At 56.8% G+C, this 15,290-nt stretch carries 15 protein-coding genes and 1 tRNA gene; 14 read left to right on the forward strand and 2 right to left on the reverse strand.

Annotated features, from left to right (window positions below):
• Nucleotides 1-3 precede the first annotated feature (3 nt).
• The 9 genes from ACR0J8_RS06515 (at nucleotide 4) to ACR0J8_RS06555 (ending at nucleotide 7,299) form a co-directional block, all read left to right on the forward strand.
• Entirely contained in the window at nucleotides 4-1,047 is a 1,044-nt protein-coding gene (locus tag ACR0J8_RS06515) for a cysteine desulfurase family protein (protein WP_480527367.1), read from the forward strand.
• A gap of 18 nt (nucleotides 1,048-1,065) precedes the next feature.
• Nucleotides 1,066-2,586 (forward strand): Fe-S cluster assembly protein SufB, encoded by a 1,521-nt coding sequence (gene sufB, locus ACR0J8_RS06520; protein ID WP_480527368.1) that lies wholly within the window; start codon nucleotides 1,066-1,068, stop codon nucleotides 2,584-2,586.
• Nucleotides 2,586-2,789, forward strand: a complete 204-nt coding sequence (locus ACR0J8_RS06525; protein WP_170615000.1) for a hypothetical protein — start codon at nucleotides 2,586-2,588, stop codon at nucleotides 2,787-2,789. The genes sufB and ACR0J8_RS06525 overlap by 1 nt, the downstream gene beginning before the upstream one ends.
• A 51-nt stretch (nucleotides 2,790-2,840) precedes the next feature.
• Complete coding sequence (gene sufC / locus ACR0J8_RS06530; protein ID WP_170805685.1) at nucleotides 2,841-3,596, forward strand: Fe-S cluster assembly ATPase SufC; 756 nt, start codon at nucleotides 2,841-2,843, stop codon at nucleotides 3,594-3,596.
• Entirely contained in the window at nucleotides 3,596-4,876 is a 1,281-nt protein-coding gene (locus tag ACR0J8_RS06535) for a SufB/SufD family protein (RefSeq protein WP_480889251.1), read from the forward strand. The genes sufC and ACR0J8_RS06535 overlap by 1 nt, the downstream gene beginning before the upstream one ends.
• Nucleotides 4,876-5,361 (forward strand): YIP1 family protein, encoded by a 486-nt coding sequence (locus ACR0J8_RS06540; RefSeq protein ID WP_480527371.1) that lies wholly within the window; start codon nucleotides 4,876-4,878, stop codon nucleotides 5,359-5,361. The genes ACR0J8_RS06535 and ACR0J8_RS06540 overlap by 1 nt, the downstream gene beginning before the upstream one ends.
• Nucleotides 5,358-5,924 (forward strand): Yip1 family protein, encoded by a 567-nt coding sequence (locus ACR0J8_RS06545; RefSeq protein WP_480889253.1) that lies wholly within the window; start codon nucleotides 5,358-5,360, stop codon nucleotides 5,922-5,924. The genes ACR0J8_RS06540 and ACR0J8_RS06545 overlap by 4 nt, the downstream gene beginning before the upstream one ends.
• 11 nt (nucleotides 5,925-5,935) lie before the next feature.
• Nucleotides 5,936-7,156: a cysteine desulfurase gene (locus ACR0J8_RS06550; RefSeq protein WP_480889255.1), complete on the forward strand. Its 1,221-nt coding sequence runs from the start codon at nucleotides 5,936-5,938 to the stop codon at nucleotides 7,154-7,156.
• A 66-nt stretch (nucleotides 7,157-7,222) separates the two neighbouring features.
• Nucleotides 7,223-7,299, forward strand: a tRNA-Arg gene (locus ACR0J8_RS06555).
• 144 nt (nucleotides 7,300-7,443) lie between these two features.
• Here the strand turns inward: ACR0J8_RS06555 and mepK are convergent.
• Nucleotides 7,444-8,013 (reverse strand): peptidoglycan L,D-endopeptidase MepK, encoded by a 570-nt coding sequence (mepK, locus tag ACR0J8_RS06560; RefSeq protein ID WP_170615006.1) that lies wholly within the window; start codon nucleotides 8,011-8,013, stop codon nucleotides 7,444-7,446.
• Nucleotides 8,014-8,369: 356 nt separating this feature from the next.
• Between mepK and ACR0J8_RS06565 the strand changes: the two genes are divergently transcribed.
• From ACR0J8_RS06565 to ACR0J8_RS06580, 4 genes are read left to right on the forward strand one after another with little or no spacing between them, the layout of a single operon-like run.
• Complete coding sequence (locus tag ACR0J8_RS06565) at nucleotides 8,370-9,974, forward strand: L,D-transpeptidase family protein (protein ID WP_480524121.1); 1,605 nt, start codon at nucleotides 8,370-8,372, stop codon at nucleotides 9,972-9,974.
• A gap of 35 nt (nucleotides 9,975-10,009) precedes the next feature.
• Nucleotides 10,010-11,101 carry a UDP-3-O-(3-hydroxymyristoyl)glucosamine N-acyltransferase gene (lpxD, locus tag ACR0J8_RS06570; RefSeq protein ID WP_480524119.1) on the forward strand — a complete coding sequence of 364 codons (1,092 nt, stop codon included), beginning with the start codon at nucleotides 10,010-10,012 and terminating at the stop codon, nucleotides 11,099-11,101.
• A 32-nt stretch (nucleotides 11,102-11,133) separates the two neighbouring features.
• On the forward strand, nucleotides 11,134-11,391 hold the full coding sequence (locus ACR0J8_RS06575) for an acyl carrier protein (RefSeq protein WP_170806364.1): 258 nt from the start codon (nucleotides 11,134-11,136) through the stop codon (nucleotides 11,389-11,391).
• Nucleotides 11,392-11,400: 9 nt separating this feature from the next.
• Entirely contained in the window at nucleotides 11,401-12,609 is a 1,209-nt protein-coding gene (locus tag ACR0J8_RS06580) for a beta-ketoacyl-[acyl-carrier-protein] synthase family protein (RefSeq protein WP_170615010.1), read from the forward strand.
• A 77-nt stretch (nucleotides 12,610-12,686) separates the two neighbouring features.
• On the opposite strand, the gene ACR0J8_RS06585 is transcribed toward ACR0J8_RS06580, so the two are convergent.
• On the reverse strand, nucleotides 12,687-13,289 hold the full coding sequence (locus ACR0J8_RS06585) for an invasion associated locus B family protein (RefSeq protein ID WP_170615011.1): 603 nt from the start codon (nucleotides 13,287-13,289) through the stop codon (nucleotides 12,687-12,689).
• Between the two features lie 452 nt (nucleotides 13,290-13,741).
• On the opposite strand from ACR0J8_RS06585, the gene ACR0J8_RS06590 reads away from it, so the two are divergent.
• Nucleotides 13,742-15,289 carry a helicase HerA-like domain-containing protein gene (locus ACR0J8_RS06590; RefSeq protein WP_480524117.1) on the forward strand — a complete coding sequence of 516 codons (1,548 nt, stop codon included), beginning with the start codon at nucleotides 13,742-13,744 and terminating at the stop codon, nucleotides 15,287-15,289.
• Nucleotide 15,290: the final 1 nt, after the last annotated feature.

Genomic DNA, 15,290 nt, shown 5'->3' on the forward strand with positions numbered 1-15,290 from the left:
TCTATGAATCGCATTTATCTGGACCATAACGCTACCACGCCGTTGCGGCCCGAGGCGCGCGACGCGATGATCGCGGCGATGGATGTCTGCGGAAACCCGTCATCTGTCCACGCGGAAGGACGTGCCGCTAAGGCGCTTGTTGAACGCGCACGCGCTCAGGTGGCGGCCGCATTTGGGGCTGATGGGGCGGACATCGTGTTTACCTCTGGCTCCACAGAAGGCGCTGCTTTGGCGTTGTCGGGGCGCGGACTGCACGGATCAGCAGTTGAACATGATGCCGTAAGATCATGGATCGTTGAAGATTTGTCGGTTCTTCCTTCAGGTGAAGTTAAAGTGCTTGAACCCGAGAACTCATGCTTGCAACTGGCCAATTCTGAAACCGGTGTCGTGCAATCCTTGCCCGCAGGGCTGGCCGTAACGGATGCCACGCAAGCTTTTGGAAAACTTCCCGTGGCCTTCAACTGGCTGAACGTGCAGATGGCCCTGATCTCGGCCCATAAGATGGGTGGGCCCAAAGGGGTTGGTGCGGTTGTGATGAAACGCGGAACGGATCTGCCGGCCCAGATCAAGGGTGGCGGGCAGGAAATGGGGCGTCGGTCCGGGACGGAAAATGTCATAGGAATTGTAGGGTTAGGGGCTGCAGCTGAAGCAGCCGCGCGGGATCTGGCCAACGGCGTTTGGGATGAAATCGCAGAATTTAGAAATATTCTAGAAAACGCTCTTGAGGCCGGCTCCAAATCGACTATTTTTGTCGGAAAAGGTCATGAGCGCCTTCCAAACACATTGTGTTTCGCGTCGCCCGGTTGGAAGGGCGAAACGCAAGTCATGCAGATGGATCTGTCAGGATTTGCGGTCAGCGCGGGTTCGGCCTGTTCAAGCGGAAAGGTTCGGGCCAGCACCGTATTGACCGCCATGGGATATGACGAGGTGACGGCCGCAAGCGCGATCCGCGTGTCGCTGGGTCCTCGGACGAGTGAAGAAGATGTGCTGCGTTTCGCCGAAACGTGGCTTGAAAAAGAGAAAAAGCATCGCGCGCGTGCCGCGTGATCTGACGGAGGGTGTCATATGGCCGCTTTGGACCAGACCCAGGTAAAAGAAGGTGTCGATCAGGAAACCGTGGACGCGGTGCGTGAGGTCGGAACCTACAAATACGGATGGGAAACCGAAATCGAAATGGAATACGCGCCCAAGGGCGTGAACCCGGATATCGTCCGTCTTATCTCGGAAAAGAATGAAGAGCCGGAATGGATGACCGAATGGCGCCTGGCCGCGTTTGACCGCTGGACCCAGATGGACGAACCGACCTGGGCGATGGTCAATTATCCCAAGATCGACTTTCAGGATCAGTATTACTATGCCCGCCCCAAGTCGATGGAGGAGAAGCCCAAGTCGCTGGATGACGTCGACCCTAAGCTGCTGGCAACATACGAAAAGCTGGGTATCCCACTGAAAGAACAGATGATTCTGGCTGGCGTGGAAGGTGCAGAGGATGCACCCGCAGAGGGCCGCAAGGTTGCTGTGGACGCGGTATTTGACTCGGTTTCTGTCGGCACGACCTTTCAGGCAGAACTGAAAAAGGCCGGTGTGATCTTTTGTTCGATTTCAGAGGCGATCAAAGAGCATCCCGAACTTGTCAAAAAATATCTTGGCACCGTAGTTCCGGTATCCGACAACTTTTATGCCACTCTGAACTCTGCCGTGTTCTCGGATGGATCGTTCGTATATATCCCCCCGGGCGTGCGCTGCCCGATGGAGCTGAGTACCTATTTCCGCATCAACGCGGAAAACACCGGACAGTTCGAGCGGACCCTGATCATCGCCGACAAGGGCTCGTATGTGTCCTACCTGGAAGGCTGCACTGCGCCGCAGCGCGACACCGCGCAGCTGCACGCAGCCGTGGTCGAAATCATCGTCGAAGAAGATGCCGAGGTGAAATACTCGACCGTTCAGAACTGGTTCCCCGGGGACGAGAACGGCAAGGGCGGCATTTACAACTTCGTGACCAAGCGTGCTGATTGCCGGGGCGACAGGTCCAAGGTGATGTGGACGCAGGTCGAGACCGGTTCTGCCGTGACCTGGAAGTATCCGTCCTGCATCCTGCGCGGTGATGACAGTCAGGGCGAGTTCTACTCGATCGCCATCACCAACAACTATCAGCAGGCCGATACCGGTACGAAGATGGTTCATCTGGGCAAGAACACCAAGTCGCGGATTGTGTCCAAGGGGATCAGCGCGGGTAAGGCTCAGAACACTTATCGCGGGCTGGTGTCGATGCACCCCAAAGCCAAGGACAGCCGCAACTATACTCAGTGCGACAGTTTGCTGATCGGCGACAAATGCGGGGCCCACACGGTGCCGTATATCGAGGTCAAGAACAACTCGAGCCGGGTTGAACACGAAGCGACGACGTCCAAGGTGGACGACGACCAGCTGTTCTACTGCCGCCAGCGCGGTATGGACGAGGAAGAGGCCGTGGCGCTGGTCGTTAACGGGTTCTGCAAGGACGTGCTTCAGGCGCTGCCGATGGAATTCGCGATGGAAGCGCAGCAGCTGGTTGCCATTTCTCTCGAAGGCTCGGTTGGCTGATGGCGCGTAAGCCTGGCAAGACCATCCGAAAGGATGACGTGTTGACCCTGTTGGGTTACGCACTCCCGGTTTTGGGCGGATTGCTGGGTGTTGCCTATGTCAACATCAATCACATGGACTTCATCAACCCGGTTTGGGCAGTCGGTGGAGGAGCGATCCTGGGATGGGTTGCTGCACGCCTCATGCGCCGGATGCTGGGATAGACATTGACTGGGGCTATCGGATGCCCCTTGCGGTACGCAAAAGGACAAAAAATGCTGGAAATCAAGAACCTGCACGTGAAACTTGAGGAAGAGGAGAAGCAAATCCTCAAAGGCGTCGACCTGACCGTCGAGGCAGGTAAAGTGCATGCGATTATGGGTCCGAACGGCTCGGGCAAGTCGACACTCAGCTACGTACTCTCGGGCCGCGATGGCTACGAAGTTACCGAAGGCTCGGCCACCCTGGACGGCGAGGATCTTCTGGAAATGGAACCGGAAGAGCGTGCCGCTGCGGGTATTTTTCTGGCGTTCCAGTACCCAGTCGAAATCCCCGGCGTCGGCAACATGACGTTCTTGCGCACTGCCGTAAACGCTCAGCGCAAGGCGCGCGGGGAAGACGAACTGTCGGCCGCCGACTTCCTGAAAGAAGTACGCGCCAAGGCGAAATCGCTGAAGATCGACGCGGATATGCTCAAGCGTCCGGTGAACGTCGGCTTCTCGGGTGGTGAGAAGAAGCGGAACGAAATTCTGCAGATGGCGATGCTGGAGCCTAAGATGTGCATCCTGGACGAAACGGACTCGGGTCTGGACGTGGATGCGATGAAACTGGTGGCCGAAGGTGTAAACGCTCTGCGCGACGAAGGCCGTGGTTTCCTGGTGATTACTCACTATCAGCGTCTGCTGGACCATATCAAACCCGACGTCGTGCACATCATGGCAGACGGTCGGATCGTCAAAACCGGCGGCCCGGAACTGGCGCTGGAAGTTGAAAACAACGGCTATGCCGACATTCTGGCCGAGGTGAACTGATGGGGCTGCCCGAAGTTAAACAAACCGCGACAGAGGCTCGGCTGGCCAGCCTGGTCATGCCCGACGCCGGATGCACGCGTGCCGCCCGCGAAGATGCGCTGGCGCGGGTTCTGGAAATGGGCCTGCCGGGACGGCGCGATGAGTATTGGAAATACACACGTCCGGACACGCTGATTTCGCCCGAGGCCCCTCAGGCCGCTCTGTTCCGGTCCGATGAGCCGTTGCTGTTCCATGATCTTGACCGTTTGAAAATCGTGTTCATCGACGGTGTGTTCAGCGCTGAGGATTCCGATGACCTGACGCTTGAAGGTGTGACGATCGATCGGATCGAAGACATCTGCTGCAAAGATATCCATTGGGCCAAGGAGTTGTACGGCGTTCTTGAAGCGCGCGGGCAAACTCCGGTTCAACGGCCTCTGGCGGCGCTGAATACGGCCTTTGCGGCCGATGGTGTTGCGATTCACGTGACTGGCACGCCCAGCAAGCCAATCAGCCTGATCTATCAGCATGCCTCTGAAACCTCGGATGCCATGTTGCATCACATCGTGCGCGTTGAAAGCGGGGCCGAGGTGACCATTCTGGAAAACGGTCCGGCAGCTTCACGGTTTAACAAATGCATGGAGATCGACATTGCCGACGGCGGCACGCTGCATCACGTGCGCGCGCAGGGTCGGGATCATGAGCGCCGCGCAGCCACGCATATGTTCACGTGTCTGGGCCACGAGTCGGTTTACAAATCCTTTACTCTGACGGTGAACGGAGTTCTGACGCGAAACGAGCAAGTGGTCGAGCTGACGGGCGATGACGCAGTTGCTCATGTAGCGGGGGCCTGCGTCGGAGACGGTAATTTCCATCACGACGACACGGTGTTCGTGACGCACGACGCGGCAAATTGTGAAAGCCGCCAGGTCTTCAAGAAAGTTCTGCGGAATGGCGCAACAGGCGTGTTCCAGGGCAAAATCCTTGTGAAAGCGGGGGCCCAGAAAACTGACGGCTATCAAATCAGCCAGTCCTTGTTGCTGGATGATGATAGCCAGTTTCTGGCTAAGCCCGAACTGGAAATCTACGCCGATGATGTGGCCTGTTCGCACGGGTCCACATCGGGTGCGATTGACGAAACGGCCTTGTTTTATCTGCGTTCGCGTGGGGTATCGCTCAAAGACGCCACGAACATGCTGACGCTGGCCTTTCTGGCCGAAGCGGTGGACGAGATTGAAAACGAGGTGCTTGCCCAAGCCATCGTGACCCGTCTGGAAGGCTGGCTGGCGCGTCGCAGCTGATGCCTGTGACGACGGATATCGTGGCCACGTACAGGGGGCCGGGGCGTGTCATGCGCCGGCTTCTGGATATGGGACCACGGGAAGACCGGGCGCTGGCTTTTGTCATGGCGTTCTGCACAATCGCCTTTATCGCGCAGATGCCTGGAATGGCGCGGCGCGCGCACCTGGAAGGTGTCGAGCTGAACATGCTGCTGGGCGGCGCCTTGTTGGGGTCGGTTATCATCCTGCCATTGCTTCTGTATTTTGTGGCCCTTGTGTCTCATTGGGCGGCACGGCTTATGGGTGGGAGCGGTTCCGCCTACGGCGCGCGGTTGGCTTTGTTTTGGGCTTTATTGTCGTCCGCGCCGCTGGTTCTTTTGAACGGATTGGTGGCCGGATTTATCGGTCCGGGGCCGACCTTGTCCGTAGTTGGGCTACTTTGGGTTGCAGTCTTTGTCTGGTTCTGGTTGTCAGGCCTCAGACAAGCACAGAGGCCTGAGACATGAATCTGAGTTTTCTGGGGAACCTCGCGGTGATGACTTTGGTCAGCCCGGCCGAGGCAGCCCGACGCCTGATGAAACTACGCCCAGGGCGCGAGATCCTGTGGCTGGCGTTTTTTCTAGCTGTCGTGCTCAACTCCATTGTGCAGTTTGGCCTTGACTACTTTGTGTGGCTGTCTGGCCCGAATGTGGCGCAGGCACCCGGTCCGGTCCTCATGAATCTGGTAACGTCAGCGGGTGCAATGCTGCTGAGCGTCGCGTCATTTCTGTTTGTCGGACGACTTCTGGGCGGACGCGCCACGTTTGAAGACATCATGGTTCTGATGATCTGGCTGCAGTTCCTCCAGATACTTGCCTTGCTGGCTACGCTGGTCATTGCAATGACACTGCCGTTCCTGATGGTTCCGATGTTGCTGGCAACGGCGTTGGTCAGTTTTTATATCACCCTGCATTTCCTAAACGAGGCGCATCAGTTCGCATCCTTGGGAAAGGCGTTTGGCCTGATCTTACTGGCCGCGCTGATTGCGATACCTTTTGTCCTCCTCCTGACCCCAAGTGGGCCCGTATAGGGAATATGACCATGTATGATGTTCAGAGAATCCGCTCTGATTTTCCCATCCTGTCGCGAGAGGTGAATGGGAAACCCCTGACTTATCTGGACAATGGTGCCTCGGCGCAGAAGCCACAGGTGGTAATTGATGCAGTTACCCGCGCCTATGCCGAGGAATACTCGAACGTGCATCGCGGTCTGCACTATCTGTCCAACCTTGCAACGGAAAAGTATGAGGCCGTCCGCGGCACGGTTGCCCGGTTTCTGGGTGTGGCGAACGAGAATGAAATCGTTCTGAACTCCGGCACAACCGAAGGCATCAACCTTGTCGCCTATGGCTGGGCCATGCCGCGCCTGAAAGCCGGGGATGAAATCGTTCTGAGTGTCATGGAGCATCACGCCAATATCGTTCCCTGGCATTTCCTGCGCGAACGTCAGGGCGTGGTCTTGAAGTGGGTCGATGTGGGCCCGGACGGCGGACTGGACCCGCAGGCCGTGATTGATGCCATCACACCGCGCACAAAGCTTGTTGCTGTGACGCAATGCTCGAACGTGCTGGGAACGGTCGTTGACGTGAAGGCGATCACAAAAGGAGCCCACGCAAAAGGGGTGCCTGTTCTGGTGGATGGCAGTCAGGGTGCCGTGCACATGCCTGTCAACGTTCAGGATATCGGCTGTGATTTCTATGCCATCACCGGGCACAAGCTGTACGGCCCCTCCGGTTCAGGTGCGATCTACATCAAGTCCGAACGCATGGCCGAAATGCGCCCCTTTATCGGCGGCGGCGACATGATCAAAGAGGTCAGCAAAGATCAGGTGATCTATAACGATCCGCCGATGAAGTTCGAGGCCGGTACACCCGGGATCGTTCAGACAATCGGACTGGGTGTGGCGTTGGATTACATGATGGATCTGGGGATGGAGAACATTGCCGCCCACGAATCCGCCTTGCGGGACTATGCCATGCAGCGTCTGACCGGCCTGAACTGGGTGCAAGTGCAGGGCACACGCCCGGACAAGGCCGCTATTTTCAGTTTTACACTGGACGGGGCAGGGCACGCGCATGATGTGTCGACCATTCTGGACAAAAAAGGCGTCGCCGTTCGCGCCGGTCATCACTGCGCCGGTCCGTTGATGGATCATCTGGGGGTAACGGCCACATGCCGCGCCAGCTTCGGGCTTTACAATACCACTGACGAGGTCGACACACTGATCGATGCACTGGAACTGGCCCACGATCTGTTCGCGTGAAACCTGATGTCGGGCGACAGATTTGCAGTTGCACCCGGAACGGAACAAGGTTAGCTAACGGCCAAGGCACCTGTAGCTCAGCTGGATAGAGCGCTGCCCTCCGAAGGCAGAGGCCAGAGGTTCGAATCCTCTCAGGTGCGCCATTTATCTAAATTAGATGTTTCGGGCACATGAGCGAGTAGCGTTTCCGCTGCAAATGCTCTGTTCGAACTCCCAACGTATGCGTGCCTTCATCTAAAAAAAAGAGCGCCCAAAGGCGCTCGTCACTTCGAAATTGTACGTAGTGTTTAGCCGCCCCAGCTGCGAACCTCGCCGCAGTCCATGTGGACAAAATTCGAGCGGTAGTATTTGCCGACGCCCCCCGCGCGGCAGGAAATGGCGGCTTTGGCCATTTGCGAAACCGAGCGTGAAGACAACCGCAAGTCAGCCGCCTGACCCTTCATGTGCAGGGAATTCTTGGCAACGCGGCGGGATTTCGATCGCAGCATCGCGTTAGTCTGAGGGGACCGGTAGCCGGACAACAGCATATAGGGTTCGTTGACATCCAGCAGGTTGTGAGATGCGGCCATGATGTCAATTGTGCGCAGGTCCATGGACTTGGACTGATCGGTACGCCAGTCGCGCATGAAGTGGTTCACTTCCTTGACGGCGTCTTTGATGTAATTGCCGTCAACCCAGTAAATCATGTCGATGCGTTCACCGGTGCGCCCGGAATACATGCGAATGCGGCGAATATCACCGCCGCCGCGAAGGAATCCTGCTGCATTGGAATAGGTCGGTGCGGCTACTACCGCTGTGGCCGCGAACGCACCCAATAGGGCGCGCCGGGTCAAGCCCGAAGCACTGCTCTTGGTCATTTCGTTTTTCGTCCCGTACTAGTTCCTGCCTGCACACGATGTTACGTGCGCCGTATTAATTTTTTCCCATCCCAGATGCGGAAGTTATGACACAGACGGATTCGTCCGCCAAGAAATCTTTCGGATACACCAATTCAAGGGGGAAATATCGGCAGGTTTTTGCGCAACTGATGCAGCGATGCATATATTACAGAAGGTTAGGGAAATCACTTTCCAAGGCGATGCAATCACGCATCAGCAGATGTTAGAAGCGCAGATTTGATGAATTTGTGAATAGACAATCGGGCGGTCCGCCAATCATACTGGCTCGGCGCTGAGTGTATCGGTGCAAAGCATTGAATAACCAAGGCCATCTCATGTTTTCTGTTTTCCGGACCTGTACCAGTATCCTCGCGACCGCCTGTTTCGCAGCAGCAGCGGCCTTTGCCGATTCCGAGACAAACCCACCGACCGCCTTCCGCATGGCGGTTGCCGAGTCGTTGGATTCGGGGTCTTCGCTGGCTGAATACTACAAAACAAACGGGTTTTCGCCGATCTGGGTTGGGCAGACCGAACAGCATGCTGAACGCCGGACTGCTTTGATTAAGGCCCTGTCCAATGCCGCGTTCCACGGGTTGCCGGATGCGCGTTATGATGTCCAGGCTCTGCTGGACCAGATGCGCGCTGCCCGTTCCCAGAGGGACTTGGGTTCAGTCGAAGCGGATTTGAGCCGGGTTTTCCTGCGTTATGCTACGGATATGTACTCGGGCGTGTTGAGCCCTTCACAGATTGACGATGGTTTGGTGCGCGAAGTCGATCGCAGGTCGCCGCAGTTACATTTGCAAGGTGTCGCATCAGCCACAGGGGCGACGTACATAGAACAACTGGTGCCAGAGTCCCTGCAATACCGGTCTTTGCTGAAACAGAAAATGGTCCTTGAAAATCTGGTTGAGCAGGGCGGTTGGGGGCCGACTGTACCAGTTGCAAAACTCGAATACGGTGATACCGGACCCAATGTCATTCGGTTGCGTGACCGTTTGGTGGCTATGGGTTACCTGAGACCAACCGCCAGCCCGGAATTTGATGCCGCAATGCTGGGGGCCGTGCGGGCGTTTCAGACTGCCCATGGGCTCGAAGCGGATGGCGTTGCCGGAAATGGAACCCTGACCGAAATCAACCGTCCGGCCAGCGACAGGCTCAAAGCTGTCTACGTCGCGCTTGAGCGGGAGCGTTGGTTGCCACACTCACGAGGCGCGCGTCATATCTTGGTGAATCAGGCGGACTTCTCGGCGAAGATCGTGGATGAAGGTCAGGTATCATTTGAGACGCGGGCCGTAATCGGCAAGAACACCCATGATCGGCGCAGTCCCGAATTCTCGGACATGATGGAACACATGGTGATCAACCCGAGCTGGTACGTACCACGCTCGATCATCACCAAGGAATATTTGCCAAAACTTCAGTCCAACCCTAATGCGGTCGGTCACATCCAGATCACGGATCGAAGTGGCCGTCAGGTCAATCGTGGCGCCGTGGACTTTACGCAATTCACTGCACGGGATTTTCCGTTCGCGATGCGGCAACCACCCAGCAAAAGCAATGCGTTGGGCCTGGTGAAGTTCATGTTCCCAAACAAGCACAACATCTATCTGCATGATACGCCGCATAAAAACCTGTTTGCCCGCGAGGTTCGCGCTTTCTCGCATGGCTGCATCCGCCTGGCGCAGCCCTTCGAGTTCGCCTATGCCTTGCTGGCCCGGCAGGAAGAGGACCCCAAGGCTTTTTTTCACAGGGTTCTGAATACCGGCAAGGAAACAAAGGTAAACCTCGCGCAGTCGGTTCCTGTTCACATCATCTATCGGACGGCGTATGTCGGTCCAAAGGGTGAAGTTCAGTACCGCCGGGATGTCTACGACCGCGATCGCAAGATCTGGGAGGCTCTGCAAAAGGCAGGGGTGGTCCTGCCGGACGTTCAGGGGTAATCACTGGGGCAAGTCCTGATACAAGGAAGCCCTCTATGCAATTCACAATCAAGCAAATCGCCGAAGCGCTGGACGCCGAATGCCAGGGCGATACCAGCCTGATCGTCTATCGTGCCGCCGAACCCCGAGATGCAGGCGCAGATGATCTGGCCATGGCCATGTCGCCCAAATACGCCGACGCACTGTCCGGCGGGTCGGCAAAGGCGGCGGTTGTGTGGGAAGGCGCGGACTGGCAGGGGATGGGCTTGCAGGCCGCTATCTTTGTGCCGCGCCCGCGGATGGCGATGGCAGGAATTACGGCGATGCTGGACCGAGGCCAGGGGGTCGCTCCGGGTATTCACCCTTCGGCCGTAATCGATTCGACCGCAGAGATTGCCGAAAACGTTTCCATTGGCCCACTTACGGTCATTGGTGCGCGGGCTCGCATTGGGGCCGGTTCAGTTATCGGCGCGCATTGTGTTGTCGGAATGGACGCCGTTCTGGGAGAATCTGCGGTTCTGCGAGAAATGGTCAGCATCGGTGCACGTGCAAGGATCGGTGACCGCTTTGTCGCGCAACCGGGTGCGCGCATTGGCAGCGACGGGTTCAGCTTTGTCACTCCGGAAGTGTCTGGCGTGGAAAACGTTCGCAAAACGATGGGAGATGCGGGGGATGCCAAGGCCCAGAACTGGCTGAGGATCCATTCGCTGGGCGCGGTGGAAATCGGCGATGATGTTGAGGTCGGCGCGAACTGCACCGTTGACAACGGCACCATACGCAACACCGTGATCGGATCGGGTTCCAAGCTGGATAACCTAGTCCACGTGGGACACAACACGCGCGTTGGGCAGGACTGCCTGTTATGCGGGCAGACCGGTGTTTCGGGGTCCGTTGAGATCGGAAATCATGTTGTTCTGGGTGGCCAGACCGGCGTCGTGGACAACATTTTCATCGGGGATGGCGTGATTGCCGGCGGGGGCACCAAGATCCTGTCCAATGTTCCGGCCGGGCGGGTAATTATGGGTTATCCGGGCATAAAAATGGAATCTCATACCGATATCTACAAGGCCCAACGCCGCTTGCCGCGCATGGCGCGTGACGTAGAGGCGCTGAAAAAGGCTGTTTTCAAACAGTCTTCGAGCGATTAAATCACAACCACCGTGATAATCAGAGGACCGATATGAGCATCACCGACCGCGTCATCTCCATCATTGCTGAGCAAGCCGTGCTGGAGCCTTCGGATGTGACGCCCGAAAGTACGCTCGAGGACCTGGGTATCGACAGTCTGGGCCTGGTTGAAAGCATCTTTGCTATCGAGGAAGAGTTCGACATCTCGGTGCCGTTCAATGCCAACGAACCGACGGCCAGCGATTTCGATATCTCAAATGTTGCAGCTATCATTTCAGGTATCGAAAAGCTTGTGTCGGAAAAGGTCTGACTGAGCCTCATGAAACGCGTTGTCATTACCGGGGCGGGCACGATCAACTCGCTGGGCCATTCCGTTCCCGATACACTAGAGGCCATGCGCGAAGGCCGCTGCGGCATCTCTGAACTTGAGTTTCGCGATGTCGATCGTTTGGCTATCAAGATCGGTGGGCAGGTCAGGGGGTTCGAGGCCGAAGGCCGGTTCAATCGCCAGCAAATGTCGCTCTATGATCGGTTTACCCAATTCACATTGACGGCTGCCAAAGAGGCCATCGATCAGTCCGGGATCGAATTTCATGGCGACCTTGCGGCGCGTTCCGGTGTCGTTCTGGGAACGGCCGGTGGCGGTGTTTCCACATGGGACGACAATTACCGGTCAGTCTACGAAGACGGCAAGAACCGTGTTCATCCTTTTGTTGTTCCCAAGTTGATGAACAACGCAGCCGCCAGCCATGTGTCAATGGAGCATAACCTCAAAGGCCCGAGCTTTACCGTTTCGACGGCGTGCGCCTCGTCAAATCATGCTATGGCACAGGCTTTCCAAATGGTTCGCAGCGGGGCTGCGCCCACGATGATCACAGGCGGTTCGGAATCCATGTTGTGTTTCGGGGGCGTAAAGGCCTGGGAAGGCCTGCGTGTGATGTCCAAGGACGCATGTCGACCGTTCAGCGCCAATCGAAACGGTATGGTCCAGGGCGAGGGCGCCGGGGTGTTCGTGTTTGAAGAATATGAACATGCGCGTGCGCGCGGCGCTGACATCCTGTGCGAGGTTGTGGGTTTTGCAATGTCGTCTGATGCATCCGATATTGTCATGCCCAGCAAACAGGGGGCATCCCGTGCGATGGCCGGGGCCCTGGCTGATGCAAAGCTGAACGCGAGCGAAGTGGGCTACATTAACGCCCATGGGACCGGCACCGCCGCCAACGACAAAACTGAATGTGCAGCGGTCGCGGACGTTTTTGGACCGCATGCGGATGATCTTATGATCTCGTCCACAAAGTCCATGCATGGACATCTGATCGGCGGGACCGGAGCGGTGGAACTGCTGGCCTGCATCATGGCTTTGCGGGACGGGATAGTTGCCCCGACAATCGGCTATGAGGAGCCTGATCCGGAATGTGCGCTGGATGTGGTCCCTAATATTGCGCGCGAAGCAAAAGTTGACGTTGCACTCAGCAACGCGTTTGCCTTTGGCGGATTGAATGCAGTCCTGGCATTGAAGCGGATCTGAAGCCAAAATAGCTTACCAACCAAAAACGCCGCCGAAGATTATTCGGCGGCGTCTTTGATTGTTGGTCCGGATGATGTTCAGTTGATTTCCAACTTGTCGAATCCTGCAGTGAACCCTGCCAGAGAAATCTCAATCTCAAGAAGTTGGTTGGGTGCCAGAACCGAGACGACAGACATTTTGGCCGTGCTGCCCGCCTTCATGGCATCGACATCGCCTTGAGTGAACCCAAGCTGGGCCACGCAGCCGATGGGGTTGCAATGGTGGTAGTCATAACGTTTCCCCGGAGCGCCATCGATCGACAAAGCCAGTTGCGCTTGCAACATGATTTCGAGCGGTACAATGACTGTTGCGCCTGCAACTGCTGCGACACCTTCGGGCAATTTGTTGACCGATATCTCCGCAATTGGCTGGCCTTCTTGCCCGGACAGCGTCTGCCGCAGCAAGCAGGGGTCCTTACCTGCTTCTGTTTTGAGGCATCTGATTTCCCAGTCGCCGCTTTGCTCTTTGACGTATTGTTCACCTACGCGCGGACCGGTTTCGCCCAGGTCCAGATCGGAAGCCGCTTCCGTCTGCGGTGTCTCTGCCGGAGTTTGGTCGTCCTGAGATGTTTCCTGCGCGGCTGCGGTGCTGCACCAGAGTGCCGCGGAAACAAGGCTGAAAGACAGGATGTTCTTGATCATGAGTGCCTCGGTTGCGTGATTGAGCTTTTTGCCCGGTCTATCATCGTTAAAACAGGGTGTCAGTCACTAAGCTGCATTATTGGACGGATGTGAACGGATTCTTGCCCATTTGTTCTGTTATTTACAAAGTCCGGGCCAATGGAAAAGGGAGCCGGTGGAGCGGCTCCCTTCCTAGAATTTTCTCCCCGTCGGACTGGCCGACTTATTTATACGCAGACGTTACGAAAGGGGGGCGCACGGGTCAACTGCTAACCTGAATTTTTAATATACTGACCAGTTCATTTTAATGCGGGCCGAAATCAAAAATGCCGTGCCCGAAGGCACGGCCAGTCGACAGGGAGGAAGTCTGCCACCCCGGAGCCTTCGCCCATGAGGCGGCAAATAAACTATCGCAGTCAAAGGTTAACTTTGTATGCTGTCGTGGGATCGGTGATAAGCAAGGCGAATAATTCATGAACAACAGTATTTTCCTGGGTGGCGGTGGCAAGGATTACGCTGAACCGCAGGGCCTGACGCTGAAGTATGCCAACCGACACGGTTTGATCGCCGGGGCCACCGGGACAGGCAAGACCGTTACGCTACAAATTCTGGCCGAAGGTTTCTCTAAGGCGGGCGTGCCTGTGTTTCTGTCAGATATCAAAGGTGACCTGTCTGGTCTGGCCTTGTCAGGAAGCCCGGATCACAAATTGCATCAGGCGTTTCAGGATCGCGCGCAACGCATCGAGCTGACTGATTTCGCCTACGCTGCCTGCCCGGTAACTTTCTGGGACCTGTTTGGCGAGCAGGGACATCCGGTCCGAACCACAGTCACCGAGATGGGCCCCTTGCTGCTGTCGCGCCTGATGGAACTGAGCGAGGCACAGGAAGGAATCCTAAACATCGCATTTCGTGTGGCCGACGAAGAAGGGATGCCGCTGTTGGACCTCAAGGACCTGCAGGCTTTGCTGGTCTGGATCGGTGAAAACCGCGCGCAGCTGTCCCTGCGATACGGCAATGTATCTACAGCGTCGATCGGGGCGATTCAGCGCCGCTTGCTGGTTCTTGAAAACCAGGGCGGAACCAAACTGTTCGGAGAGCCAGCGCTGGATCTGGCGGATCTGATGCGAACCGATCAGAACGGGCAGGGGATGGTGAATATTCTGGCCTCGGACAAATTGATGGGCGCGCCTCGACTATACGCAACGTTCCTGCTGTGGCTGCTGAGCGAACTATTCGAAGAACTGCCCGAAGTGGGCGACCCCGAGAAACCCAAACTGGTTTTCTTTTTCGACGAAGCCCATCTGCTGTTCGATGATGCCCCGAAGGTTCTGGTGGACAAAGTTGAACAGGTCGCGCGCCTGATCCGGTCAAAGGGAGTCGGTGTGTATTTCATATCCCAAAACCCGGCCGACATACCCGAGGATATTCTGGGCCAGTTGGGCAACCGCATTCAGCATGCCTTGCGGGCTTTCACGGCACGGGATCGCAAGAACCTGCGGTTGGCTGCGGAAACCTATCGTGAGAATCCCGAGTTCGATACCGAGGAAGCCATCCGAGAGGTCGGTGTGGGTGAGGCGGTAACGTCAATGCTGCAGAAGAAGGGCATACCCGGGATCGTCGAGCGCACATTGATCCGGCCACCGGGGTCACAGCTTGGCCCGATCACGCAAACCGAACGGCAGGCGATCATTGATGCGTCGGGGATGCGGGCAAAATACGATCAGCCCGTCGATCGAAAGTCGGCGTTTGAAATACTTCAGGCCCGGGCCGACGCAGCAGCAAAGGAAGCCGAAGCTGCCGAGGCAGAAGATCTGTTTGAAACACAGACACCTGCCGAGCGCGAGTTTGCCGCGGCCCGCAGATATTCCGGGCAGCGCGTCAGCCGATCCTCTTCCCGCGTTTCGCGGAAACAGGACACGTTTGCATCAGCCATGAGTCAGGCGGTGATCAAGGAACTGAAAGGGACGACCGGCCGTCGCATCGTGCGTGGCATACTTGGCGGGTTGTTTCGCAATCGCTGAG

It is taken from the genome of Ruegeria sp. N11 (genome assembly GCF_056531525.1).

What these genes read in the sequence shown, in the direction of transcription:
- ACR0J8_RS06515 (WP_480527367.1), top strand. Translation starts at nt 4, where the DNA reads ATGAATCGCATTTATCTGGACCATAACGCTACCACGCCGTTGCGGCCC.
- sufB (WP_480527368.1), top strand. Translation starts at nt 1,066, where the DNA reads ATGGCCGCTTTGGACCAGACCCAGGTAAAAGAAGGTGTCGATCAGGAA.
- ACR0J8_RS06525 (WP_170615000.1), top strand. Translation starts at nt 2,586, where the DNA reads ATGGCGCGTAAGCCTGGCAAGACCATCCGAAAGGATGACGTGTTGACC.
- sufC (WP_170805685.1), top strand. Translation starts at nt 2,841, where the DNA reads ATGCTGGAAATCAAGAACCTGCACGTGAAACTTGAGGAAGAGGAGAAG.
- ACR0J8_RS06535 (WP_480889251.1), top strand. Translation starts at nt 3,596, where the DNA reads ATGGGGCTGCCCGAAGTTAAACAAACCGCGACAGAGGCTCGGCTGGCC.
- ACR0J8_RS06540 (WP_480527371.1), top strand. Translation starts at nt 4,876, where the DNA reads ATGCCTGTGACGACGGATATCGTGGCCACGTACAGGGGGCCGGGGCGT.
- ACR0J8_RS06545 (WP_480889253.1), top strand. Translation starts at nt 5,358, where the DNA reads ATGAATCTGAGTTTTCTGGGGAACCTCGCGGTGATGACTTTGGTCAGC.
- ACR0J8_RS06550 (WP_480889255.1), top strand. Translation starts at nt 5,936, where the DNA reads ATGTATGATGTTCAGAGAATCCGCTCTGATTTTCCCATCCTGTCGCGA.
- mepK (WP_170615006.1), bottom strand. Translation starts at nt 8,013, where the DNA reads ATGACCAAGAGCAGTGCTTCGGGCTTGACCCGGCGCGCCCTATTGGGT.
- ACR0J8_RS06565 (WP_480524121.1), top strand. Translation starts at nt 8,370, where the DNA reads ATGTTTTCTGTTTTCCGGACCTGTACCAGTATCCTCGCGACCGCCTGT.
- lpxD (WP_480524119.1), top strand. Translation starts at nt 10,010, where the DNA reads ATGCAATTCACAATCAAGCAAATCGCCGAAGCGCTGGACGCCGAATGC.
- ACR0J8_RS06575 (WP_170806364.1), top strand. Translation starts at nt 11,134, where the DNA reads ATGAGCATCACCGACCGCGTCATCTCCATCATTGCTGAGCAAGCCGTG.
- ACR0J8_RS06580 (WP_170615010.1), top strand. Translation starts at nt 11,401, where the DNA reads ATGAAACGCGTTGTCATTACCGGGGCGGGCACGATCAACTCGCTGGGC.
- ACR0J8_RS06585 (WP_170615011.1), bottom strand. Translation starts at nt 13,289, where the DNA reads ATGATCAAGAACATCCTGTCTTTCAGCCTTGTTTCCGCGGCACTCTGG.
- ACR0J8_RS06590 (WP_480524117.1), top strand. Translation starts at nt 13,742, where the DNA reads ATGAACAACAGTATTTTCCTGGGTGGCGGTGGCAAGGATTACGCTGAA.